This is a genomic window from Chryseobacterium sp. 'Rf worker isolate 10', assembly GCF_050753305.1.
Taxonomy (GTDB): domain Bacteria; phylum Bacteroidota; class Bacteroidia; order Flavobacteriales; family Weeksellaceae; genus Chryseobacterium.
Genome location: NZ_JBOZOF010000001.1, coordinates 24,565 through 49,232, shown reverse-complemented (window position 1 = coordinate 49,232; position 24,668 = coordinate 24,565). Strand labels below are relative to the sequence as shown.

The 24,668-nt window shown below is 37.9% G+C and carries 23 protein-coding genes, 7 tRNA genes and 1 riboswitch; of the genes, 22 read left to right on the top strand and 8 right to left on the bottom strand.

Going from position 1 to position 24,668, the window contains the following annotated elements:
* Nucleotides 1–37: 37 nt before the first annotated feature.
* A complete protein-coding gene (locus LKL37_RS00225; RefSeq protein WP_431608588.1) occupies nt 38–1,063 on the bottom strand; it encodes an N-acetylmuramoyl-L-alanine amidase in 1,026 nt (341 codons plus the stop codon).
* A 136-nt stretch (nt 1,064–1,199) separates the two neighbouring features.
* Here LKL37_RS00225 and LKL37_RS00220 point away from each other — a divergent pair.
* The 3 genes from LKL37_RS00220 to LKL37_RS00210 all read left to right on the top strand — a co-directional run bounded on the left by LKL37_RS00220 (nt 1,200) and on the right by LKL37_RS00210 (nt 1,481).
* Nucleotides 1,200–1,284: transfer RNA gene (locus LKL37_RS00220), tRNA-Ser, on the top strand.
* Nucleotides 1,285–1,300: 16 nt separating this feature from the next.
* Nucleotides 1,301–1,375: transfer RNA gene (locus LKL37_RS00215), tRNA-Pro, on the top strand.
* A gap of 32 nt (nt 1,376–1,407) precedes the next feature.
* Nucleotides 1,408–1,481, top strand: a tRNA-Arg gene (locus tag LKL37_RS00210).
* A 749-nt stretch (nt 1,482–2,230) separates the two neighbouring features.
* Here the strand turns inward: LKL37_RS00210 and LKL37_RS00205 are convergent.
* Nucleotides 2,231–2,797: a hypothetical protein gene (locus tag LKL37_RS00205; RefSeq protein WP_431608587.1), complete on the bottom strand. Its 567-nt coding sequence runs from the start codon at nt 2,795–2,797 to the stop codon at nt 2,231–2,233.
* Nucleotides 2,798–3,045: 248 nt separating this feature from the next.
* Nucleotides 3,046–3,238: riboswitch (cobalamin riboswitch) on the top strand.
* Between the two features lie 443 nt (nt 3,239–3,681).
* On the opposite strand from LKL37_RS00205, the gene prpB reads away from it, so the two are divergent.
* From prpB to LKL37_RS00160, 9 genes are all read left to right on the top strand, one after another.
* Entirely contained in the window at nt 3,682–4,590 is a 909-nt protein-coding gene (gene prpB, locus LKL37_RS00200) for a methylisocitrate lyase (RefSeq protein WP_431608586.1), read from the top strand.
* Nucleotides 4,577–5,731, top strand: coding sequence for a bifunctional 2-methylcitrate synthase/citrate synthase (gene prpC / locus LKL37_RS00195; RefSeq protein WP_121486934.1), 1,155 nt, complete (start codon nt 4,577–4,579; stop codon nt 5,729–5,731). Before prpB ends, prpC begins: the two co-directional genes overlap by 14 nt.
* A 33-nt stretch (nt 5,732–5,764) precedes the next feature.
* On the top strand, nt 5,765–7,216 hold the full coding sequence (locus LKL37_RS00190) for a bifunctional 2-methylcitrate dehydratase/aconitate hydratase (RefSeq protein ID WP_431608585.1): 1,452 nt from the start codon (nt 5,765–5,767) through the stop codon (nt 7,214–7,216).
* 61 nt (nt 7,217–7,277) lie between these two features.
* Nucleotides 7,278–8,774, top strand: a complete 1,497-nt coding sequence (locus LKL37_RS00185; protein ID WP_431608584.1) for a CoA-acylating methylmalonate-semialdehyde dehydrogenase — start codon at nt 7,278–7,280, stop codon at nt 8,772–8,774.
* A gap of 7 nt (nt 8,775–8,781) precedes the next feature.
* Nucleotides 8,782–9,942, top strand: a complete 1,161-nt coding sequence (locus LKL37_RS00180; protein ID WP_431608583.1) for an acyl-CoA dehydrogenase family protein — start codon at nt 8,782–8,784, stop codon at nt 9,940–9,942.
* Nucleotides 9,943–9,957: 15 nt separating this feature from the next.
* Entirely contained in the window at nt 9,958–11,067 is a 1,110-nt protein-coding gene (locus tag LKL37_RS00175; protein WP_431608582.1) for an enoyl-CoA hydratase/isomerase family protein, read from the top strand.
* Between the two features lie 2 nt (nt 11,068–11,069).
* Entirely contained in the window at nt 11,070–11,954 is an 885-nt protein-coding gene (gene mmsB / locus LKL37_RS00170) for a 3-hydroxyisobutyrate dehydrogenase (RefSeq protein ID WP_431608581.1), read from the top strand.
* Nucleotides 11,955–11,956: 2 nt separating this feature from the next.
* Entirely contained in the window at nt 11,957–12,739 is a 783-nt protein-coding gene (locus LKL37_RS00165) for an enoyl-CoA hydratase/isomerase family protein (protein ID WP_431608579.1), read from the top strand.
* Between the two features lie 138 nt (nt 12,740–12,877).
* Nucleotides 12,878–13,702 (top strand): 5'-nucleotidase, lipoprotein e(P4) family, encoded by an 825-nt coding sequence (locus LKL37_RS00160; RefSeq protein WP_431608578.1) that lies wholly within the window; start codon nt 12,878–12,880, stop codon nt 13,700–13,702.
* 91 nt (nt 13,703–13,793) lie between these two features.
* On the opposite strand, the gene LKL37_RS00155 is transcribed toward LKL37_RS00160, so the two are convergent.
* Nucleotides 13,794–14,318: a thermonuclease family protein gene (locus LKL37_RS00155; protein ID WP_431608577.1), complete on the bottom strand. Its 525-nt coding sequence runs from the start codon at nt 14,316–14,318 to the stop codon at nt 13,794–13,796.
* Between the two features lie 133 nt (nt 14,319–14,451).
* A complete protein-coding gene (locus LKL37_RS00150) occupies nt 14,452–15,072 on the bottom strand; it encodes a hypothetical protein (protein ID WP_431608576.1) in 621 nt (206 codons plus the stop codon).
* 165 nt (nt 15,073–15,237) lie between these two features.
* On the opposite strand from LKL37_RS00150, the gene LKL37_RS00145 reads away from it, so the two are divergent.
* The 10 genes from LKL37_RS00145 (at nt 15,238) to LKL37_RS00100 (ending at nt 20,670) form a co-directional block, all read left to right on the top strand.
* Nucleotides 15,238–15,312: transfer RNA gene (locus LKL37_RS00145), tRNA-Pro, on the top strand.
* Between the two features lie 17 nt (nt 15,313–15,329).
* Nucleotides 15,330–15,403: transfer RNA gene (locus LKL37_RS00140), tRNA-Arg, on the top strand.
* Nucleotides 15,404–15,913: 510 nt separating this feature from the next.
* Nucleotides 15,914–15,988: transfer RNA gene (locus LKL37_RS00135), tRNA-Pro, on the top strand.
* A gap of 17 nt (nt 15,989–16,005) precedes the next feature.
* Nucleotides 16,006–16,079, top strand: a tRNA-Arg gene (locus LKL37_RS00130).
* A gap of 92 nt (nt 16,080–16,171) precedes the next feature.
* A complete protein-coding gene (locus tag LKL37_RS00125; protein ID WP_431608575.1) occupies nt 16,172–16,444 on the top strand; it encodes a GIY-YIG nuclease family protein in 273 nt (90 codons plus the stop codon).
* A gap of 127 nt (nt 16,445–16,571) precedes the next feature.
* Nucleotides 16,572–16,844, top strand: a complete 273-nt coding sequence (locus LKL37_RS00120) for a GIY-YIG nuclease family protein (RefSeq protein ID WP_431608575.1) — start codon at nt 16,572–16,574, stop codon at nt 16,842–16,844.
* Nucleotides 16,845–17,030: 186 nt separating this feature from the next.
* The gene (locus LKL37_RS00115; protein ID WP_431608574.1) at nt 17,031–18,023 is read left to right on the top strand and encodes a hypothetical protein; all 993 of its coding nucleotides are present in this window, start codon (nt 17,031–17,033) and stop codon (nt 18,021–18,023) included.
* A gap of 148 nt (nt 18,024–18,171) precedes the next feature.
* A complete protein-coding gene (locus LKL37_RS00110; protein ID WP_431608573.1) occupies nt 18,172–18,771 on the top strand; it encodes a TetR/AcrR family transcriptional regulator in 600 nt (199 codons plus the stop codon).
* Nucleotides 18,772–18,831: 60 nt separating this feature from the next.
* The gene (locus LKL37_RS00105) at nt 18,832–20,112 is read left to right on the top strand and encodes an MFS transporter (protein ID WP_431608572.1); all 1,281 of its coding nucleotides are present in this window, start codon (nt 18,832–18,834) and stop codon (nt 20,110–20,112) included.
* A 6-nt stretch (nt 20,113–20,118) separates the two neighbouring features.
* A complete protein-coding gene (locus LKL37_RS00100; protein ID WP_431608571.1) occupies nt 20,119–20,670 on the top strand; it encodes a cysteine hydrolase family protein in 552 nt (183 codons plus the stop codon).
* A gap of 311 nt (nt 20,671–20,981) precedes the next feature.
* Here the strand turns inward: LKL37_RS00100 and LKL37_RS00095 are convergent, their stop codons facing one another.
* The 4 genes from LKL37_RS00095 to LKL37_RS00080 all read right to left on the bottom strand — a co-directional run bounded on the left by LKL37_RS00095 (nt 20,982) and on the right by LKL37_RS00080 (nt 24,536).
* Nucleotides 20,982–21,614 carry an MgtC/SapB family protein gene (locus tag LKL37_RS00095; RefSeq protein WP_431608570.1) on the bottom strand — a complete coding sequence of 211 codons (633 nt, stop codon included), beginning with the start codon at nt 21,612–21,614 and terminating at the stop codon, nt 20,982–20,984.
* A 102-nt stretch (nt 21,615–21,716) separates the two neighbouring features.
* Nucleotides 21,717–22,556, bottom strand: a complete 840-nt coding sequence (locus LKL37_RS00090; RefSeq protein ID WP_431608569.1) for an SH3 domain-containing protein — start codon at nt 22,554–22,556, stop codon at nt 21,717–21,719.
* Between the two features lie 24 nt (nt 22,557–22,580).
* Nucleotides 22,581–23,408: a 50S ribosomal protein L11 methyltransferase gene (gene prmA, locus LKL37_RS00085; RefSeq protein ID WP_431608567.1), complete on the bottom strand. Its 828-nt coding sequence runs from the start codon at nt 23,406–23,408 to the stop codon at nt 22,581–22,583.
* Nucleotides 23,409–23,822: 414 nt separating this feature from the next.
* Nucleotides 23,823–24,536: a 3-ketoacyl-ACP reductase gene (locus LKL37_RS00080; RefSeq protein ID WP_431608566.1), complete on the bottom strand. Its 714-nt coding sequence runs from the start codon at nt 24,534–24,536 to the stop codon at nt 23,823–23,825.
* Between the last annotated feature and the right edge of the window lie 132 nt (nt 24,537–24,668).

The following is a 24,668-nucleotide window of genomic DNA, read 5'->3' as shown; positions in this document are numbered from 1 at the left end:
AGCAAAAACGCATCTAACCGATGCGTTTTAATTTGAATTATTTTGTTGGATATTTTTGATTTAAAGCTTGCAGTATTGCCCATGTTTCGGCATCCATAATTCCGTCATAATTCTGTGGACGGAAATGGTACTGAAATGCTTCGATTGTTTTCTTGGTAGCATCATCCCATTTTCCGCTCAAGTCTAATGCGTATCCGAATTTCTGCAATCCTGTCTGTATAAGGAAGATAAAGCTGGCATCATTGTATCTTGCAGTAATGTCAGCCTGCGCCGGTTCAAGATACGTTTGTTTAGCTGCTTCGTCATACCACATTCCAACCTGATATTCGTCGTAGAGCTTTTTCCATGGGAACATAGGACCCGGATCCTGCTTTCTTGTAGGAGCAATATCTGAGTGAGCCAGTACATTGGTAGCCTGTATCTGATATCTTGTCACAATATCTTTAACCAATGCTGCTACTTTTTTCACCTGCTCATCACTAAAAGGAGCAAATGTTCTTTTACCGGCAGCATCTGTGGTGTAGCCCATATTTACAATTTCAATTCCGATAGAGGTATCGTTAAGATTTTTGTCATTTCTCCAAGCGCTTACCCCTGCATGATAAGCACGTTTATTTTCATCTACCAATTGATAGATCTCATTATCTCCTGTATTATTTACAAGATAATGGGCACTTACTGCCTGCTGGGTAAGAACGGTAATTGATTTATCGTCCGGAATAGCTGTATAATGTAATATAAGATAACGCTGTCTGAAATTTTGGGCAACGGCAGGAAAATAAGTTTTTACAACTTTATATCCAGCAGGTTTTGCAGCTACAATAGAACCATAACTTGCCGTATTATCATTTTTGGTTGGGTCTGCTATATTAGTAGTAAAAAAGTCTACTCCGTGATCGGATACAACTTTTGGTTTTGGAGCCGCCGGAGTTGTTGTCGGAACAGTCGGTTTGGCCTGTGTTATTGGGGTTTTCGGTTTGTAAGTATTTTTTTTCACATTTTGCTGAGAAGTACATGAAAAAACAAAAGTGCTTAATCCGATGATATATAATGTCTTACGCATCAGTTTGGTTTTTGGATGATTTATTACTTCAAAAATACACAAAATTTTCTTGAATTTTATTTGGTAAATAAAGAAATCTATTCTATATTTGCACTCGCAATAACGGAACAACGATCATTAAAAAATAAACAAAAAAGGAGGGTTGCCAGAGTGGTTAATGGAGCAGTTTGCTAAACTGTCGACGCGAAAGTGTCGCAAGGGTTCGAATCCCTTACCCTCCGCTCTTTTTTATATACTCGGGGCGTAGCGTAGTCCGGTCATCGCGCCTGGTTTGGGACCAGGAGGTCGCAGGTTCGAATCCTGCCGCCCCGACTGTTTTAGTAGTTTTCTCAAAACTACTCAATGGGTGCGTAGCTCAGCTGGATAGAGCATCTGCCTTCTAAGCAGACGGTCAAAGGTTCGAATCCTTTCGCGCTCACATAAAGACTTACTATTTTTAGTAAGTCTTTTTTTGTTTTATATCCTACCAAAAATTATTGATAAATCAATCTGGATAGAGCATCCCGATTTTAACCGGGACGGCAAAGGTTCGAATCCTTTCGCGCTCACATAAAGACTTACTATTTTTAGTAAGTCTTTTTTTGTTTTATATCCTACCAAAAATTATTGATAAATCAATCTGGATAGAGCATCCCGATTTTAACCGGGACGGCAAAGGTTCGAATCCTTTCGCGCTCACATAAAGACTTACTATTTTTAGTAAGTCTTTTTTTGTTTTATATCCTACCCAAAAATTATTGATAAATCACTCTGGATAGAGCATCCCGATTTTAACCGGGACGACAAAGGTTCGAATCCTTTCGCGCTCACATAAAGACTTACTATTTTTAGTAAGTCTTTTTTTGTTTTATATCCTACCAAAAATTATTGATAAATCAATCTGGATAGAGCATCCCGATTTTAACCGGGACGGCAAAGGTTCGAATCCTTTCGCGCTCACATAAAGACTTACTATTTTTAGTAAGTCTTTTTTTGTTTTATATCCTACCCAAAAATTATTGATAAATCACTCTGGATAGAGCATCCCGATTTTAACCGGGACGACAAAGGTTCGAATCCTTTCGCGCTCACAAAAACCTCACAATAAAAATTGTGAGGTTTTTTGTTTTTCATAGTTTTCACTCGTCAAAAATAAAACTCTAATACAATAGAGCTGTTAATCCAAGATTAATTATCTGTAAAGTATTGCCCAAACCATTGATCAAAACTTTCTTTATATTGAGCCTGAGCACTTTTAATAAGCAAATCAGGTTCTTCAATCTGGCTTAAGCCATAATCTCCTTTCATCCACGTCAAATATTTGCTTAAATCTTCGCTCTCTTCATAATCGTCTTCATCTTTATAAAAATAAACCTCATCGAAATCTACTGAAATTTCAGTGTCAAAAGTGAGTAAATGTAAAAGCTGTACCATATTTTCAGCAACAATATGGACACCTCCTTCATCTCCAAAAACCACAACAGGCATTTTATGTAAAGGTTGATCCGTTCCGTTATTCCAGATGGCATAGAATGAACCGGAACCATTGGCCTGAGCAAAAGGCAGCATGCTATTCAAAAATTTTTCGTCATCACTCCAGCTTTTCAATCCGGATTTACGATCAATTAAAACACCAAAACCTTGTGAATAATTTTCAAACGAGGAAATAGTATTCTGGAAATAGATCAGTTTTTCCAGCTCTACCGGAATTTCGCTCAAACCCAAGTTTTGTTTAAATTCTGCAATATCTACCATGATCAATTATATGTGATTAATAAAATTTATAAAATGAAAGAAGAACAGCAAATTTATTAACTATCTTTAATTTTCCGGTTATCTTTTATATTAAATTAATAACGCAAACAATCTGTTTTTCTTCTAAAACACACATCACAACTCAAGCATTTTCAATAGATTACATTAAAAAAACTATTGATTACATAAAATATCTTTTTCGTTATTATAAAATACTTATATTTACCACCAAGGAGTTCTTAAAACCTTCTTTATCAACCGAAACTGGTTACACTTAGCTGTGTATTAAAAGGGAATCGTGTGTAAATCACGAACTGTCGCGCAACTGTAAGTAACAAACAAAAAGTTTTTATCCATTGATATCCACTGTATATTTTTCATATGGGAAGGATGATAAAAACCGTTACAAGTCAGGAGACCTGCCTATTTCGTATTGACGATGCTTTCGCGATTTGAAGCTTACAGTCAGGTATGATGCGATATGGATATAGTGCGATAACTTTTTTATCAAACTGTGTTATTTTTTTGAGATGAATATGAGTGTACACTAGGTGCTTCTCATGATTTTATAGCTCATTCGTATCCCCTTTCCGTAATTTTTCTTTTTTCATAAAGCACCGCGAAGTTTACAAAGAACTTTTATTGGATTTAATCAAAGTAAAAAGTGATGGTGTACCAAAGCAATCTTAATTATTCGTGGAGTCACAACAGGTTTATTTTACAGACCCGGACAATCAGAATTTTTCAAAATTCTCAACACCTGCACGACTGTATGATTTCTCAATTCATTTCCCACCTTTTCTTTTTTATTCAAAAGCTAAGTCTTAACAGATCTTCTGCTTCTTCACTGATAAACAAATTTCAATTCAACAATACATATTAAAATGATCAAAAATGAAAACTGGAAGTCACCCGGCTTAAAATTTCGGGAGGCCATGGAAAAAGAAAATCCCCTCCAGATTGTGGGAGCCATCAATGCAAACCATGCATTACTGGCACAACAGGCTGGTTTTAATGCTATTTATCTTTCAGGAGGAGGGGTTGCGGCAGGGTCTTTAGGAATTCCTGATTTAGGAATTACCACTCTGGATGACGTACTCATCGATGTTCAGCGTATTACTAATATTTGTGATCTACCCCTTTTGGTAGATATTGATACAGGATTTGGGCCTTCTGCCTTCAATGTTGCCCGAACGATAAAATCATTAATTAAAGCAGGAGCAGCAGCCATTCACATTGAAGATCAGGTAGGTGCAAAACGCTGTGGGCACCGTCCCGGCAAAGAAATCGTAAGCAAGGAAGAAATGGTAGACCGACTTAAAGCTGCTGCAGATGCCCGCACCGATGAAAATTTTGTGATCGGAGCCAGAACAGACGCTTTTGCAAATGAAGGGCTGGAAAAAACATTAGAAAGAGCCATTGCCTATAAAGAAGCCGGTGCAGATTTCATTTTTGCCGAAGCAGTGCCTGATTTAAGCTTTTACCAAAAATTCGTTGATGCTGCCGGAATCCCAGTATTAGCCAACATCACGGAATTTGGGATGATCAACATGTACACTGTAGAAGAATTAAAAAATGCAGGTGTGGGACTTATCCTCTACCCTCTTTCCGCCTTCAGAGCCGCCAATAAAGCAGCGCAGAATGTATACCAGCATATCCGTAAAGACGGAACGCAAGCCCATGTTCTGGATACAATGCAGACCAGAGAAGAACTCTATCAAAGCATTGGCTACTATAATTATGAACAAAAATTAGATAACCTTTTTAAACAAAATACTTATGTCAACGAATAGCGAACCAACATTTAAGCCTAAAAAAAGTGTAGCACTTTCCGGGGTAACAGCAGGTAATACCGCTCTTTGCAGTGTAGGAAAAAGTGGAAATGATCTTCATTACAGAGGTTATGATATTCTGGATCTTGCAGAAAGAGCACAATTCGAAGAAGTAGCCTACCTGCTTATTTATGGTCAGCTGCCTACTGAAGCTCAGCTCAAAAACTATAAAGCAAAATTAAAATCACTGAGAGGGCTTCCCCACTCTGTAAGAAATATCTTAAAAAGCATTCCGGCAGCGGCGCATCCAATGGATGTGATGCGTTCAATGGTTTCAGCAATTGGAAGCATTCAGCCGGAAAAAGATGACCACAATGTAGCCGGTGCTAGAGATATTGCGGACAAATTACTGGCATCATTCAGTTCCGGACTTTTATACTGGTATCACTACACACACAATGGCAAAGAGATCAATGTAGAGACCGATGATGATACTATTGGCGGACATTTCCTTCACCTTTTACATGGTAAAAAAGCTCCGGATTCATGGGTAAAAGCAATGGAAATCTCTCTTAATCTGTATGCTGAACATGAGTTTAATGCTTCTACGTTTACGGCTCGTGTTATTGCCGGAACCTCATCAGATTTTTATTCATGTATCACTGGTGCTATCGGTGCTTTAAGAGGACCTAAACATGGTGGAGCCAATGAAGTTGCTTTTGAAATCCAAAGCCGTTACAATTCGCCCGATGAAGCAGAAGAAGATATCAGAAAACGTATTGCCAGCAAAGAAGTCATTATTGGATTCGGACATCCTGTTTATACTATATCAGATCCACGAAATGTAGTGATAAAAAAAGTAGCCAAAGAACTTTCCGAAGAAGCTGGAGATATGCTGCTGTACAATATTGCAGAAAGGCTGGAAACCGTCATGTGGGAAGAAAAGAAAATGTTCCCGAATCTGGACTGGTTCTCCGCAGTATCCTATCACCTGATGGGAGTTCCTACCCTGATGTTCACTCCATTATTTGTTATTTCAAGAGTTACCGGATGGAGTGCTCACATTATCGAACAAAGACAGGATGGGAAGATCATCCGCCCAAGTGCCAATTATACAGGTCCTGAAAATAAAGACTTCGTATCCATCGAAAACAGAAAATAAAAAATCAATTCATAATTAAACTAAAAAATAAAGATGTCATCACACATTTCAAACGAAAGACCGCAACCAGATCAGGTATTAACAGATATTGCAGATTATGTATTAAACTATGAAATCAAAAACGATTTAGCCTGGAAAACAGCGCACTATTGTTTATTAGACACGATCGGATGCGGATTAGAAGCGCTGACTTATCCTGCATGTACCAAACTTTTAGGACCTATCGTAAAAGGTACCGTAGTTCCGAACGGGGCTAAAGTTCCGGGGACTCAGTTTCAATTAGATCCTGTACAGGCTGCTTTCAACATTGGAGCCATTATCCGTTGGTTAGATTTCAATGATACTTGGTTGGCCGCTGAATGGGGACATCCTTCAGACAACCTGGGAGGAATTTTAGCTACAGCAGACTGGCTTTCAAGGACGAATATTGCAGAAGGAAAAGCTCCGTTAAAAATGAAACAGGTTCTGGAAGCGATGATCATGGCTCATGAAATACAGGGAGTTATTGCGTTGGAAAATTCATTCAATAAAGTAGGTTTAGACCATGTTTTATTGGTAAAACTAGCCTCTACAGCCGTTGTTGGAAAACTAATCGGTTTAACCCGTGATGAACTGATCAATGCCGTTTCATTAGCATTTGTTGACGGACAGTCTTTAAGAACCTACCGTCATGCTCCCAATACAGGAAGCCGCAAATCATGGGCTGCCGGAGACGCCACTTCAAGAGCTGTACGTCTGGCATTAATCGCCCAAACAGGCGAAATGGGCTATCCATCAGTATTAACGGCGAAGACATGGGGATTCTATGATGTATCTTTCAAAGGAAATGAATTCAAATTCCAGAGAGATTATGGTTCTTACGTTATGGAAAATGTTTTGTTTAAAATTTCATTCCCGGCGGAATTCCACTCTCAGACAGCTGTAGAAGCAGCCATGACTTTACACCATCAATTAAAAGAATCAGGAAAATCTGCTGAAGACATTAAGAAAATAACCATCCGAACCCATGAAGCCTGTATTCGTATCATTGATAAAAAAGGGCCGTTGAACAACCCTGCTGACCGTGACCACGCTATTCAGTATATGGTAGCAGTTCCATTGATTTTTGGAAGACTGACTGCTGCAGATTATGAAGATAATGTGGCATCAGATCCAAGAATTGACATCCTTCGTGATAAAATTGAATGTGTGGAAGACGTACAGTTTACCACAGATTATCATGATCCGGAAAAACGTTCCATTGCCAATGCTTTAACGGTAGAATTAAACGACGGAACTGTTTTGGAAGAAATTGTTGTGGAATATCCAATCGGCCACAAACGCAGAAGAGATGAAGGAATTCCTGAACTGATCAAAAAATACAAAGTAAACCTTGCCAGGATTTTCCCGGAAAAACAACATAGAATTGTATTAGAAAATTCTTTAGAATACGATACCCTTATTAATCTGGATGTCAACAAATTTGTTGACCTGCTGGTAATATAATCTAATTCAAAAGTTGAGAGTGGAAATTCACTCTCAGCTTTTCACTCTCAATCTAAAAATCATGTCACAAAAAGTAAAAATATTAATCAACGGAAATTTTATTGAAAGTAAAGCTGCAGAGCATCTTCCCGTAGAAAATCCTGCTACTCAGGAAGTTCTTGCAGAAGTTCCTTTAACGGAATTATCTGAAATAGATCAAGCCATAGACGCTGCTAAAGAAGCCTTCAAAACCTGGAAAGAAGTAGCCACCCCGGAAAGAGCCCGATTATTCTTGAAATACCAGCAGCTTTTAAAAGAAAATCAAAAAGAAATCGCCGAAATTCTTTCCAAAGAAAACGGAAAAACATTCCCTGATGCCATGGGAGATGTATGGCGCGGAATTGAAGTGGTAGAACATGCCTGCAATATTCCGACACTCATGATGGGAGAAACGGTAGAAAACGTAGCAAGAGGTGTTGATACTTACAGCTATATTCAGCCCCTTGGAGTGTGTGCAGGGATTACCCCTTTCAACTTTCCTGCAATGATTCCTTTATGGATGTTCCCAATGGCCATTGCCTGCGGAAACACCTTCATTTTAAAACCTTCGGAACAAACGCCTATGACCTCTATGAAAATGGCTGAGTTATTTCTAGAAGCGGGTTTTCCAAAAGGAGTTCTGAACATTGTTCACGGGTCCAAAGATCAGGTGAATCACATTCTGAATCATCCGGAAATCAGAGCTATTTCATTTGTAGGTTCAGTTCCTGTTGCAGAACATGTCTACCGCACCGGAACCGATAATCTGAAAAGAGTTCAGGCTTTTGGCGGCGCAAAAAATCACATGGTGGTCATGCCGGATGCCAATAAAGAACAGGTCATCAACAATCTTGTAGGTGCTTCCTGCGGAGCTGCCGGCCAGCGTTGTATGGCCATCAGCGTAGCTGTTTTGGTGTGTGAAGCTCAAAATTGGGTGGATGATATCAAAAAAGCCTTAAGCACGATTAAACCTGGAGTTTGGTCTGATGATTCTGCTGCCTTTGGTCCTCTGATCAACAAACAGTCAAAAGATAAAGTTTTAAGATTGATTAAAAGCGCTTATGACCAGGGAGCCGAAGTATTGCTGGATGGCAGCAGCTGTAAAGTAGAAGGCTATGAAAACGGACACTTTGTAGGAGCCACGTTATTCAATAATGTATCAACGGATATGGATATTTACAAAGAAGAAATTTTCGGACCAGCTCTATTATTGCTGAAGGCAGAAACACTGGATGAAGCTATTAAAATCATCAATGCAAATCCTTATGGAAACGGAACATCCATCTTTACGAACTCAGGAGCAGCAGCAAGAAAATTCCAGCACGAAATTGAAGTGGGACAAATCGGTGTAAATCTTCCGATTCCTGTTCCATTACCGTTTTTCTCTTTTACAGGATGGAGAAAATCATTCTTTGGCGACCTGCATTCTTACGGAAAACAGGGTGTTCGTTTTTACACGGAAACCAAAACGATTACAGCCCGTTGGTTCGAAGAAGATATTCCTGCAGGCGATCTGAATATGACCATCAGTTTAAAATAAGTTTTCTATGGAATTCAACCTAAATGAAGATCAATTGGCGTTTCAGGATGCCGCAAGAAGATTTGCTGATAAAGAACTCGCACCTTATGCTTCGGAATGGGATGCTCAGAAAACATTTCCGAGAGAAGCCATCACGAAAGCTGGAGGACTGGGCTTTTGCGGTGTTTATACCAGTGAGGATGCGGGAGGCCTGGGATTATCACGGCTGGATGCTACCATCATATTTGAAGAATTGGCAGCCGCCTGCCCTTCCACTACCGCCTACATAACCATCCACAACATGGTTTCATGGATGATTGATGAATTTGGGAATGAAGAGATCAGAAAACAATTATGTCCGGATTTGTCATCAGGTATATTATTAGGTTCCTATTGTCTTACAGAACCGGGTTCCGGTTCAGATGCTGCAGCTTTAAAAACGACAGCAATAAAAAAAGACAATAAATATATTATTAATGGAACAAAAGCATTCATCTCCGGGGCAGGCGAAAGTGATATACTCATTGTAATGGCCCGTACAGGAGACTCCGGTCCCAAAGGAATCAGTGCTTTTGTGGTTCCGGCCAATTCTAAAGGAATCAGTTTCGGGGAAAAAGAGAAAAAATTAGGCTGGAATACCCAGCCGACACGCTTTGTTTTCTTTGATCACGTAGAAGTAAATGAGGAATATCTTTTAGGCGAATTGGGGCAGGGATTTAAAATAGCACTGAAAGGCCTGGATGGTGGCCGTATCAATATCGGAACGTGTTCTGTAGGAGCGGCACAGGGAGCTATTAATCAAGCCAGAAAGTATATGCATGAAAGAAGGCAGTTTGGCAAATCACTGGCACAGTTTCAGTCTCTGCAGTTTAAAATAGCTGATATGGCGACAGAACTTGTGGCAGCCCGTCAGATGGTCCATTTAGCTGCTTTCAAATTAGATTCTAAAGACACAAATGCTACTACGTACTGTGCTATGGCAAAACGCCTGGCAACCGATATGTGCTTCAACATCTGTAATGAAGCATTACAAATATTGGGTGGCTATGGATGTACACAGGATTTTCCGGTGGAGCGCCTTATGCGCGATGCCAGAATACATCAGATAGTAGAAGGAACCAACGAAATTATGAAACTGGTGATCTCCAGAAAAATTTTAGAAGAAGGAGCCATGATACAAATCCGTTAATTCAAAAGATTAAAAATGAGTTTAGTACTAACAGAAATAAAAAATAAAGTCGGGATCATCACCCTGAATTCCGAAAAGACACTCAATTCGCTTTCATTAGAAATGATTGAAGAACTGCAAGCTGTTTTGGAAAGCTGGAAAACATCTGATGACGTTGCTTGTTTATTCATTCAGGGAGCAGGTGAAAAAGCCCTTTGTGCCGGAGGAGATGTAAGAAAACTGTACGACGCTATTATTGAACAGCAAAGCATCGATGGAACACAAGTACCTCAGCCCTGTTTCGATTTCTTTTTAAAGGAATATCAGGTAGATTACGCTATTCACACGTATCCGAAACCCATTATCGTCTGGGGACACGGAATTGTGATGGGTGGCGGCATCGGAATTATGGTTGGGGCATCCCACCGTATTGTTACGGAAAAAAGTAAACTGGCAATGCCTGAAATTACCATCGGTTTATATCCGGATGTTGGCGGAACATGGTTTTTAAATAAAATGCCTTCCGCTTATGGAATTTATCTAGGATTAACAGGCGCAAGATTAGACGGAGCAGACTGCAAATTCTTAGGATTGGCAGATTATTATATTTCTTCCGGTACAAAAGAAACATTATTGAATGCTCTTAACCAAATTCAGTGGAATGGAAATAACCATCAAACCGTTTCTGCAATCCTGGAAAATATTTCCAAAGAAACAGAAACACCCGAATCACAGGCACAGAACCATCATTCATTCATTAAAAAGTTTGAAGGAATAGATTCTTTAGAAGAGTTTAAAGAAATTTTACTCCAATATCCTGATAAAGATGAATGGATCAATACAGGGATCAAAAGCTTTGAAGCAGGTTCGCCAAGCTCAGCACATATCATCTTCAGACAATTGAAAGAGGGTAAAAGCTTAAGTTTGGAAGAAGTCTTTCAATCCGAATTAAATCTATCCTGCCAATGCTGCATTCATCCTGATTTTGCAGAAGGTGTAAGAGCTTTATTGGTAGATAAAGACCAGTCTCCAAAATGGCAGCCTGCAACATTAGATGACATCATCAAAGAATGGGTAGACAGCTATTTTACTCCGCTTTGGCCTCGTGAAGAACATCCATTAAAAAACTTAGGAAAAAAAGATTAATTATGTCAAATATCGCATTTATAGGATTAGGAAATATGGGTGGTCCAATGGCCATCAACCTTGTAAAGAAAGGTCATATCGTTACCGGTTTTGATCTTTCACAATCAGCTTTGGAAACATTAGTTTCTGGAGGCGGACAAATTTCAGATTCAGCACTTGCAGCGGCGAAAGATTCAAACGTCATTATTTCAATGCTTCCGTCTGGCAAACACGTTGCAGAACTCTATTCCGAAGAATTCATCAGCCAGCTCAAACCTGATACATTAATCATCGACAGCAGTACCATTGATGCCGTAACCGCCCGTTCTGTTGCCGAACTGGCCGCTTCAAAAGGATGCAAAATGATTGATGCACCTGTTTCCGGTGGTACTGCAGGAGCACAGGCAGGAACATTAACCTTTATTGTGGGCGGTAAAACCAAAGACTATGAAAAGGCAAGACCTATATTAAAATGTATGGGACAGAATATCTTCCATGCCGGAGATTCCGGGGCGGGACAGGTTGCGAAAATCTGTAATAATATGCTGCTTGCTATACACATGATCGGAACCTCTGAAGCTATCAATTTAGGAGTCCGTCACGGATTAGAACCTAAAATATTAAGTGAAATCATGCAGAAAAGTTCCGGCAGAAACTGGTCGCTGGAAGTCTATAACCCTTATCCCGGAGTGATGGAAAATGCTCCATCTTCAAGACAATATTCGGGTGGTTTTGCAGTGGATTTGATGACAAAAGATTTGGGATTGGCAGCAGAAGCGGGACTGGAAACAAGAACCTCTACTCCATTGGGAAATGCAGCTTTAAACCTTTATCGAATCTGGAGTGAAGCAGGAAATGGCACGAGCGATTTTTCAAGCATTATTCAATTCTTAAACAAACATCAGTAATCATGAATTTTGAAACACTACTATATCGGCAGGAAGGATATATCGGAACCTTAACTATTAACCGCCCGCAGGCTTTAAATGCTTTGAATGAAACGGTTTTAAAAGAATTGAGATCATTCGCAGATCAAATCCAATCCAACAAAGACCTTCGGGTTTTAATTATTACCGGGGCTGGTGAAAAAGCTTTTGTTGCAGGTGCTGATATCAAAGCCATGCAGGGTATGACACCAAAGGAAGCGACAGATTTTTCTATCATGGCTCAGAACGCTTTCAATTCCATTGAAGCATTACCATTTGCAGTAATCGCGGCAGTCAACGGTTTTGCATTAGGCGGAGGGTGTGAGCTGGCTTTGTCCTGTGATATCATTCTGGCCAGTGAAAAAGCAAAATTCGGATTACCGGAGGTAACCCTTGGATTATTGCCTTGTTTTGGAGGAACACAGCGTTTACCGAGAGCTATTGGATTGTACAAAGCGAGAGAAATGGTATTCTCCGGTGAATTTTACTCAGCAGAAGCTTGTAAAGAATTAGGTTTTGTAAACCGTGTGATTGCTCCTGAAGAATTATTGAATGAAGCCCAAAAATTAGCTTCAACAATAGCCTCAAGAGGTCCTGTAGCTGTAGCAAAAGCTAAACAATCATTGAATACAGGTACGGAATTACATATCTCTGATGGTCTACAACAGGAAGCTGTTTTATTCGGGGAATTATTTGACACGGAAGACCACAACGAAGGTATCAGTGCATTTATAGAAAAAAGAAATCCGGATTTTAAAGGAGAATAAAAGAGAAAATAGTTTTTAAAGAAATATTTGATTTTTAGGAGGCTGGCATATTCTTATGGCTGGTCTCCTTTTTTACTTCCATAAAATAATTGTCATACAATCAAATTGTCCTAATTTTGTTCTTCCTATTCAAATTCAATGAAAAATTTTAATCTCATTATCGCAAGCTGCTTCCTTGTTTCGGTTATATCGTGTACAACGGCAGCTCCAGTTTCAAAAACTTCCACTGAGGAGACATCTTATCAAAACCTTGGACGTGACGGAAAAATATACGCCGCTTTTTATCAGCAAAGAGCAGCAGAATATGAAGCACTCTGTCTTCAGGCTTACAATATTGCAACACTTCGTCTGGATCAGGCTTTAGCACAGAAATCGGACAAACCTTTAGCCATCGTTTCTGACATTGATGAAACTTTTTTAGATAATTCCTATTATGCTGTTGAGCGCTCAAAGATGGGAAAAAATTACGATCAGAAAACATGGGAAGAATGGACTGCGAAAGGGATTGCTACTCCACTTACAGGTTCTCAAAAATTCTATCAGTATGCTGCCAGCAAAGGAATTCAGGTTTTCTATGTGACCAACCGTGTTGAGCAGGAACGTGAAGGAACTATGAAGAATTTAAAGAAATACAATTTCCCTGTTCAAAGCGATACCCATCTTATTCTGAGATCAAAAGAAAGCAGTAAGGAAACACGCAGAAAAGATATTGCTAAAAATTATAATATTGTTTTGCTATTGGGTGATAATCTTGCCGATTTCTCAGATCTATTTGATAAGAAATCTGAAACAGAGCGATCATCAGCAGTGAAAAATTCTGCAGAGGAGTTTGGTAAGAAATTCATCATCATTCCCAACGTGGGTTATGGAGACTGGGAATCCTCTTTTTATCATTATAAATACGATTACACCGATCAGCAGAAAAACTCAATGATGTATGATGCTGTAAAATCTAATCCTTAGATAAAACTTACACTGTAAATACAAACTCAAAACCTCTCAATTTTATTGAGAGGTTTTTTTATTAATTTTTATGGCTTCCCTACCAAAGTACCTAAGCTACTCCTTTTACTTTTGTTCCGGTTTTAGCAGCCTCGATTTTCTTATTATTTTTAAGCTCACGTTTTATTTTACGGTATTCCCAGGGAGCGAGAGCATTACTATCCTGCCAAAGCCCCATCCTTTTAAGCTTTGCAGTTTCCTGCAGTTTCCCTAAAGAATCATCTTTGGAATAGGAGTAATACCACCATCCCATTCCAGCTTTTATAACCTCTTTGGAAAGATATTTTCCATCATCATAATACACCTTTGCAATAGATCTTCCATAACGGTCTGTAGTGGTTTCTACAAAACTGACTGTTTTCCCAAACACCTGAGCAGAAGTAAACTGTTTAGCATTTTTACCGAATGCCTGTCCACTTTCCGGACAATCGACTTCGGCCAGCCTGATTTTTTTTTGCTGATTGCCTTTTAGCAGTAATGTAATGGTATCTCCATCTGAAATTTTGATCACTTTTCCGGTAGTCTGTGAGAATAGAAATACAGGGAAAAGTAAGTACAGCAGCATTAATCGTTTCATGGGATAAAGATAGTATTTATAAAAGATAAAACTACCTCAAACATTGGGTACAAAAGGTAAAACCTTAATCATCAGAAACATTTTTTTACTATTTAATCTCACCCGTTAATTTCCCTATTGCTTTTTTCAATATTTACGGATTGAATTTAATGGTTTTAAAGACTTTTAAAAATACCTCTTTATTCTCTTCACTGATGTCACTAACAATAATAGCCATCTTATTTTTGTGAATATCTACACTATCAAAATGAACACCGATAGATCCTTTATCCATTTTTTTAGGCAGCATAATCTGAGCCCTGTGCCGATTGATGGTATCATAGTAGTAGTAATTAGCATTATAAATTCCATTTTTGTAATCTCTATCAGAATTATCAGATAAATAGGCTTTAATTTCTCTGTTATTCTTAAACTTTTCAAAAATTTCACGTTCCACTGTAACCATATAATTATCTTCCTCAAAGGGTTTATAGTCACCATAATAAATATAGCCAGTATGTTTATCTCCTTTACTGATACTATATACCTGAGAATCTTCAGCAGGTTCTTTCTTAATAACAAATGATTTGGGTAAATTAAGGGATATATTGGCAATATTATGAGGTGCAAATTTTTCTTCCTTACAACAGGACGATAACATCATCAAAATACAACTTAGTACAAGAAAACTTCCTACTCTTTTCAAAGCTTCTATTTTGTATTTTGAGAGAATAATGCTAAATGTGAGCAAAAAAACTGAAAAAATTTCCATCATTTTTAAAGCAGGCTAAATCAATGGTTATTAACAGGCTAAAGGTAATTAAAAAGATTTCATAAAAAATTAATTAAAAATTATTCTTCATTTTATTTTTTTATTAAAAAAAGAATTGCAAATTTGCAGCCCTAAAAACGAAGTAAAATTCGTTACTGATGACATCCTCGGGGCGTAGCGTAGTCCGGTCATCGCGCCTGGTTTGGGACCAGGAGGTCGCAGGTTCGAATCCTGCCGCCCCGACTTTTAAAGAACATTTAGGGTGCGTAGCTCAGCTGGATAGAGCATCTGCCTTCTAAGCAGACGGTCAAAGGTTCGAATCCTTTCGCGCTCACTTAAAGACTTACTGGAGACTGTGAGTCTTTTTTGTTTGTTTTCCTACTCAAACAATAATGGATTTAGCATGCGGGATAAAGCATCCCGATTTCAATCGGGACGGCAAAGGTTCGAATCCTTTCGCGCTCACTGAAAGACTTACTGGAGACAGTGAGTCTTTTTTGTTTGTTTTCCTACTCAAACAATAATGGATTTAGCATGCGGGATAAAGCATCCCGATTTCTTTCAATCGGGACGACAAAGGTTCGAATCCTTTCGCGATCACTGAAAGACTTACTGGAGACAGTGAGTCTTTTTTGTTTTTGCTCAATTCTGGGTAAAGGTCAGCCATTTTAGCAAGAGATAATAAAAAAATATAAGACTATGGTTTTTAAATAAGTAGGGTTAGTCAAAAAGGATTCACTAAAAATTAATTAAAAATTATTCTTCATTTTATTTTTTTATTAAAAAAAATATTATACCTTTGCAACCGCAAAAACGAAGTAAAATTCGTTACTGATGACACCCTCGGGGCGTAGCGTAGTCCGGTCATCGCGCCTGGTTTGGGACCAGGAGGTCGCAGGTTCGAATCCTGCCGCCCCGACTTTTAAAGAACATTTAGGGTGCGTAGCTCAGCTGGATAGAGCATCTGCCTTCTAAGCAGACGGTCAAAGGTTCGAATCCTTTCGCGCTCACTGAAAGACTTACTGGAAACAGTGAGTCTTTTTTGTTTTATCATATCTGAATTTTACAATTTAAAAGTGTATTTTTTGCGTATTTTAGTCCTATGCACTTTTGCTATATCCTTCATTCAAAAACCTTAGATAAGTTCTATATCGGACATTCTTCAGAATCTTTACAAGAAAGATTAAGAAAGCATCTGTCCGATCACAAGGGATTTACATCAAAAGCTAAAGATTGGATGCTTGTTTATTTTGAAACTTTAGAATCTAAATCTCTAGCATATAAAAGAGAAAGGGAAATTAAAGCATGGAAAAGTAAACCAAAAATTCAAAAGCTCATACAATCAGCAGAAAAGATAGAGCATCCCGATTTATAATCGGGACGGCAAAGGTTCGAATCCTTTCGCGCTCACTGAAAGACTTACTGGAAACAGTGAGTCTTTTTTGTTTTATCATATCTGAATTTTACAATTTAAAAGTGTATTTTTTGCGTATTTTAGTCCTATGCACTTTTGCTATATCCTTCATTCAAAAACCTTAGATAAGTTCTATATCGGACATTCTTCAGAATCTTTACAAGAAAGATTAAGAAAGCATCTGTCCGATCACAAGGGATTTACATCAAAAGCTAAAGATTGGATGCTTGTTTATTTTGAAACTTTAGAATCTAAATCTCTAGCATATAAAAGAGAAAGGGAAATTAAAGCATGGAAAAGTAAACCAAAAATTCAAAAGCTCATACAATCAGCAGAAAAGATAGAGCATCCCGATTTATAATCGGGACGGCAAAGGTTCGAATCCTTTCGCGCTCACTGAAAGACTTACTGGAAACAGTGAGTCTTTTTTGTTTTTATTTCTTACTCAAAAATCATTCGCTCTGAACTTTTTGAAAATATAAAATTGAACGTTCTGACAATGGTAAATAAACCAACATATTGGAAATTTGCATAAACATAAATTTTAATGAAAAAAGAAAGTATACTTGCAATTTTCCTATTCGTCATGACTTCAGGCCAAGTAGGAATTAATACAAAAAATCCAACAGAAACTCTTGATGTTAACGGCATAGAGAGAGTGAGGGAACTTCCAAAGCATCAAACTGCCAATGCTATTTTTACAAAGCCCGATGGCTCTTACTCTGGTAATAAAGATCAAACCTTTGTAGCAACCAGAAGAGTTGTAGCTGATGCTAATGGTGTTCTGGGATATATTGATGGATTATCCGGTGGTGATCCGGGTAGTTCCCGTAGAAATGTCACTATTGGGTATTCAGCCAGTTTATGGGATGGAAATCTGTATGCGATTGGAGGCTCAGGTTTCCCTGATTTTAATTCTCAACTTCAAAATAAACTTAATTATGGGGCCAATGGTATCTATAATAAAGTATCAGGTATTGACTTCATACGATTTGAAGGGCAGATTAATAATTATACTGCAACGCAATTAAAAAATATAGTGGATGTTTTCTGTATTGGTGTTTCTCCCGGAGTAGAATTAGATACTACTATACTTACAAAGATCAAAGATTTTTCAGATTTGGGAGGGGTTGTTATCGTTCTTCTTGACGCCGGCAGAAATACTCAGGCTCTTCAGGTATTTGGTGGAAACGGCAGTGTAGCTAGTGGTACAGGATATTCGTATTCTATAAGTGGAACAACAGGCAGTAATGGTGTTTTTGGAAATATCGCAGGAAACACTGTTATTTATGGAGCTCAAACTGCAGGAAGAGTCTCCAACTCTCAACTCCCTCCCGCCAGCACAATTTTAGCTACAGAAGGAGGATCTGGGACATCCTTTGCTGGTATCACCACAACCGGAACCAATGGAAGAGTGATATTCTTTTGGGATGAAGGAGTATTTAGGTTTTCTGGTGTTAGCGGTAGTTACATAGATACAGATCAGGAAAAATATCTGCATAATATCATGGCATATGCGTTAGACAAATTGAATCTATAATTTCCGGTTTTTCAAAAGCTATCCTTCTCTTCTGGATGAAAAACATAAAACAAATTTATTATGAGTGTATAATAAATTTGTTTTATCATTTTGACAAAATTTGTTTTTTTGTCAAAAATATATTATTTTTGCACTCATATTTCAGACAATGTCATCTCATACAGAACAAGATCAGCTTTCACAACAAATCCTGGAAACCGCTTCAGGGCTGTATTTGAAGTATGGTTTAAAGAAAGTGACCATGGATGATATTTCAAAAGCAGTCGGGAAAAGCAGAACATCTATCTATTATTATTATAAAAACCGGGAGGAAGTTTTTCAGGCAGTTTTGGATAATCTGATCAAAGAAGTTATTGCTGAGATTGATTCCAAGATGAAAAAGAAAAGGACTTTTGAAGGGAAGATTCAGGAGTTTTGTCTGGCTAAAGTAAAGACATCGGAAGAAAGGTCTTCGTTTTTCAGGGCTATTGAAGCTGGGATGGACAATGAAGAAAAATCAAAGCATATTACCGATGCCCACAACCGAATGATGGAAGCAGAAAGAAATCTTCTTCTCAATCTATTCTCAACGAGCATTAACAGTGGTGCCATTCCAAAAGTTGCCATTGAAGAACAGGAAACCATTATCTTTATTCTACAGAGCAGCATCAGAGGAATAAGGCGCGAAATGAGTTTAAAAAACAATTTTAAAAATTTAAACAATACAGTGAATACACTGACCTCTATGGTTATTCAACATATCGGGTAAAAATTTTTTATTTAAATTTTGACATTTTTACAATATATGTCAAAAAGTCTATTTTAAAAGATGAACAAATTAAGTAATATCAGTACATTCCGGGCTTTCAGAAGCACCAATTATACGTTGTATTTTTTCGGGCGTTCTGTCTCACAATTCGGAACATGGATGCAGCGTACAGCAGTGGTATGGGTTGTATACAGCATGACTCAGTCTGCCTTTATGCTGGGGCTCACCATTTTTGCAGAACAATTCCCCTCTTTTTTATTTTCAGCATTCGGTGGCGTTGCTGCAGACAGGTATAACCGGTATAAAATTATACAGATCACTCAAATTTTATCATTAATACAAGCGTCACTACTGGCTTTTCTGGTAATGACCGGGCATCAGAATATATGGAGCTTCATTGTGCTCAGTGTTTTTCTCGGTATTATCAATGCTTATGATATCCCGGCACGTCAGGCCATGATCAATGAAGTAGTAACGGATGATGAAGATCTTCCAAGTGCTCTTTCTCTGAGCGCAGCCATGGCAAGTATTGCAAAATTAGCAGGCCCCGCCCTTTCCGGAATTATCCTTCAAAAATTCGGAGCGGGAACATGTTTTCTTATCAATGCAGCCAGCTTTGCAGCGGTGATGGTTTCCATTTCTTTGATGAAAATAAAGATTATTCCCAAAAAACCTACTAAGAAGGGAACTTTTACAGAATTGGCCGAAGGTTTCAGGTATCTGAAAAAAGAACCCTCCATCAGTCTGGTCATCATTATGCTGAGTATTACAGGTTTATTGATCTTGCCATATGATACTTTAATTCCTGTTTATGCAAAAGAAATTTTTAAAGGTGATGCTAAAACATTCGGGTATATATCAAGTTTCATCGGGATTGGGGCAGTTCTCGGAACAGTATTTCTGGCTTCCATGAAGAAAGGAGCCTCTATGAGAAATATTCTTATCCTGAGTACAGCTATTTTGAGTATTGGACTGATCTGTTTTTCGTACGCCACTAATTTCTACTGGTCTATGTTTTTTGCGGCACTAACAGGGTTGGGAGGTGTTGCACAGTTTACCACCTGTAACATTATTGTACAGTCTGAAGTAATTCCCGAAATGCGATCAAGAGCAATCAGTATTTTGCTGACTGCCATATTCGGGATGCTGCCTTTGGGAAGTGTGCTTATCGGATTTGTTTCGGAGAAAATAGGAGCGCCAAAAACCTTGTTGATAGAAGGAATCGCAGGTATTTTAATTGCCGTTGTCTTCAGACGTTTATTATTTAAAAAGAATAAAACCAAAGCTGTCAACAACCAACTTTTAGAAGAATCAGAAGAACAATTCATAAATAAAGTATAATTAAAAATGGAAAACACAAAAACAGCATTATTGGTGATGGATATGCAGTCATCAATACTAAGTAACGTACCTGATACTCAAGAATTGGTATCTAATGTAAAAGAGGCTATTAAAATTGCCAGAAATGGCCAAATTCCGGTTATTTATATTACAGTAGGGTTCAGACAGGGAATGCCGGAAATAAGTACTAAAAACAAAGTGTTTTCAGGAATAAAAGAGCATATGGCAGATGTTGATATGAAAGACTGGATTGCCATTCATCCTGATCTTAGTCCTGAAGACAAAGATATCGTGATTACCAAAAGAAGATTTAGTGCTTTTACGGGAAGTGATCTTGAAGTTGTTCTCCGCGGACTGGACATTCAGCATTTGGTACTGACAGGAGTATCTACCAGCGGTGTTGTTTTATCTACGGTGAGAGAGGCTGCAGATAAGGATTATAACCTCACGATCATTGAAGATTGTTGTAAAGATGGAGATGAAGAAGTGCATGAACTGCTGATGAGAAAAGTTTTCCCAAGACAGGCCGATGTTATTAAAATAAATGACTGGATATAACAGAACCGGAAATAACACCACTCTTCAGCAATTCGTTTCACCGGATGAAAATTCCGTTTCACTTATCTTTTTTGCTGAATCAGTTTATCTTTTGTTCCGGGAGATAGGAGGACGTATTACTTTTACATGGTAAATGCAACCGAAAGGTCACTTAGTTAGTTTTAATTAGTATCAAGGAACATTGATTAAGAATCAATAAAAATCTTTTTGTGCTTTAATTCCTTGCAGCCACTAATGGCTGAACTATACACTTAATCATGTTTGGGTAGGATTGGTTTGTTCCAGTCCTATTTTTTTATTTTAATCTTTATTTAAAACCGGAATTCTTCGATGGACAGATCATTGAGCAAAATTTTTGTACAGATTTCATGTTTTTTTGCAGCTCCCTGAACGCGCCAGATGATGGTGTATTTTTCTCCGATTCTTACCTGCTTTCCTCTGATTGATTTTAAACTATGTTCTGCGAAAAGCGTTTCATATTTCTCCACTACTCCATCTTCATAAGGAAGTGTAATCTGATAGGTGTAACGGACACTTATTTTATCAATAATATCCTGAACATATTTGAACATAATAAGCAGTAGAAATACTACTAACGAGCCTATTATTGCTTCCTGATAATATCCGGCCCCGATGGTCATTCCCAGAGAAGCACAAATCCATATCGTAACAGCAGTTGTAAGACCTGAAACCCTGTTTTCTTCTTTAAAAATTACTCCAGCTCCCACAAATCCTATTCCTGTAATAATATTGGCAGCAATACGGTCAGGACTTCCTGGCCCGCCCAAACTCATAGAAAGCATGGTAAAAATACAGGCACCCAGCGTCACAAGAATCATAGTTCTTAATCCGGCTGATTTTAGCTGGTATTCTCTTTCAATTCCTATAATACCGCCTACAAATACGGAGAATAAAATGGGAAGTACATCTTCAAGTATATCCATTTGTTTTTTTATCTTCTAAATGTATTTGATTTTTTTCAACTGTAAAAGATCTTTACACAAAAAAACCGCTGTGGGTACAGCGGTTTACTATATTAATACTTATTATTTCAGTTTATAAGAACTTCCGTTCCAAAGATAAGTTTTGGAAGAGCTTTTCTTCTTCTCTCTGTCTTTTTCATCCACTTCCATATCTTCCACTTTTAAGATAAATGCATTGGGAATTCCTCCTTTATCATTAGGAAAAACATATACTTCGCTGTGATAATAAGCACCGGCATCCCCAACATTCATTAATTGCGGAAGAATAACCAGTTTTTTATCCTTGAAAAGAACATACTGATCATAGCTGGCGATTCCACATGCTTCTCCGGAAACCATTGCTTTTAAAGTAAATTCAACATTTTCAAGTTTGTGGCCGCTTTCAATATTAAAAGATGCGGAACTCAACTCTTCTCCTCTTCCCGTATCAAAATACACCTCATCAATAAGCATATTTCCTTCCATTACTTTTATTCCGGCAATGTTCTGTTTTTCTATCTCATTGAATTCTTTATTTTTCCTGTCAATGGTTTTGGAAAGTCCAAAAAGGAAATCATACCCGCTTTTGTTACGATAACCTACACAAAGATTACCACCCCAGATATACCCTTCCTGTGTATTTTCTCCCTTCTGATAAGAGATTTTATACCAGTTAGCATTTCTTTCTCCCAATTTCATGACTAAATTCTCTTTTTTAAGAATCATAACCTGCTGATTGGTCTGTAGCGAATCTACAATCTGAGCATTCACTCCGGGTTCTGATCTCACGCGGGTCCAGTCTGTGAAAATCTTCTGGGTTTTATTCTCTTCAAAACCAAAGACTCCATCTGCATATACTTCATTTTCCTGCGCTGTAAAAAACTGCAGCATCAGTAAAAATAAAGCTGTCCATAAAGTTTTCATAGTTATATTTTATTTTTTTGTGTGTTATTTTTCAAGCAGAAGACTTACCCATTCTTCACGTTGCAATTGCTTTTTCAGCTCAAGTCCGCTTTCTTTGCATACTTCCAGGATATCATCTACATCAAAGAAACATAGTCCTGAAAGTAATAGTTTTCCTCCTTCATTCAATACTGAAACATAAGTTGGGATATCTGAAATCAGAATATTTCTGTTGATATTGGCTAAAATAATATCAAAATTCTCTTTTCCTAAGTTTTCAGCAGTTCCCTGTTCAATATCCAGTTCTACATTGTTTCTTACGATATTTTCTTTTGAATTTTCTACTGACCATTCGTCAATATCGATGGCTTTTGTATCTCCTGCTCCCTGCTGTTTTGCATAAATGGCCAATACAGAAGTTCCGCATCCCATATCCAGAACTTTTTTACCATTGAAATCAATATCCATCATCTGTTGGATCATCAAATGGGTGGTAGGATGATGCCCTGTTCCGAAAGACATTTTAGGCTGAATGATAATTTCATGCATTCCCGGTACAGACTCATGGAACTCTGCTCTGATCAATACTTTATCATCGATATTAATTGGAGAGAAATTCTTTTCCCATTCCTCATTCCAGTTGATGTTCGGCATTTCTTCGAAAGAATATTCGATTTTTACATTTTCGTTTTCAAAGATCGGAAGTGCTTTCAACTGATCTTCATGAAACAATTCTGTCTGGATATATCCTAAAATTCCGTCAATCTCTTCTGTAAAGCTGTCAAAACCTATTTCTATAAGCTCTGCCATTAATATCTCATTCCAAGGCTGCAATGGAGAAATCTTGAAATTGAATTCTAAATAATTTTGCATGTGACTAATTTGCTGCAAAAATACTAATGTTATTACGGTTAAAAAAATGATGGAAGGATTTTTGGCTGAAACCGGGGAGTTTTTTGTGATTATTTATTCCACAGATTACATTGATTGCACAGATGTTTGCATACAGTATATTCAATAGAGGCGGGCTTTAGCCCGTTTAAAAAATCAAGATCAATTCCATTGGCTTTAGCCAAAACCTATTATAAAAGACCTGAAAATAAATTCCCGGGTTATTTTTATTATGTTGACTTTTTGATTGTTGGTTTTGGCTAAAGCCCCAGAAGTATGATAAAAAAGAAAGCGGGCTAAAGCCCGCTCCTGTTGAATTTTATTATCCAAGGAAGATTAACTGCTCTTTGTCGGAAGCATTAAACTCAGAACCTTGAACTTTAAATTTTAAACTTATTATGGATTCGTAGAGAAAATAGAACCGTTTGCAATTAATGCTCTTCTGTTCATTTTCAGGATATCTCTTACCCATTCTGCGAAGTCTTCCGGCTGTAATACTTTATCAGGATTTCCGTCAGTAAGTCCTCCCTGGATACTCATATCAGAAGCGATGGTACTTGGGGTTAAAGTGATGACACGGATGTTTTGTTTTCTCCATTCTGCCATCATAGATTGAGATAAAGATACTACAGCTGCTTTTGAAGCTGCGTATGCTGACATATTCGGCCCACCTTTCAAGCCTGCAGTAGATGCTACGTTTACGATATCTCCTTCACCTTTAGCTTTCATGAATGGATGAGCTGCTTTCGCTGCGTAATATACTCCAAACAAGTTGGTTTTAATCACCTGTTCCCATGTTTCAGAAGGCATTTCTTCAATGGAACCAAAGTCTCCGATTCCTGCATTGTTGATCAGAATGTCAATTCCTCCCAATTGCTCTGCTAAAGACTCTATCCCAGCTTTTACCTGAATTTCATTGTCTACAGAAAAAACTGCGTAGGCTGAGTTTACTCCTGATTTTCTGATTTCTTCAACCGTCATTTTAAGATTTTCCTCGTTTCTTCCTGTAATGGCAACGTTTACTCCTTCATTGGCTAAAGCTAAAGCTACCGCTTTCCCTAGTCCTCTTCCACCACCTGTTACAATGGCATTTTTTCCCTTTATATTCATAGTAATGATACTTTTCTTTGTACAAAGTTACGAAAGAACATTTTTATGAGCGGGTGAAAATACAGATTTAACTTATATTTTATACAACCACAAAAGTCACAAAAGATGATTACTATTGAGAATATTTAAAAG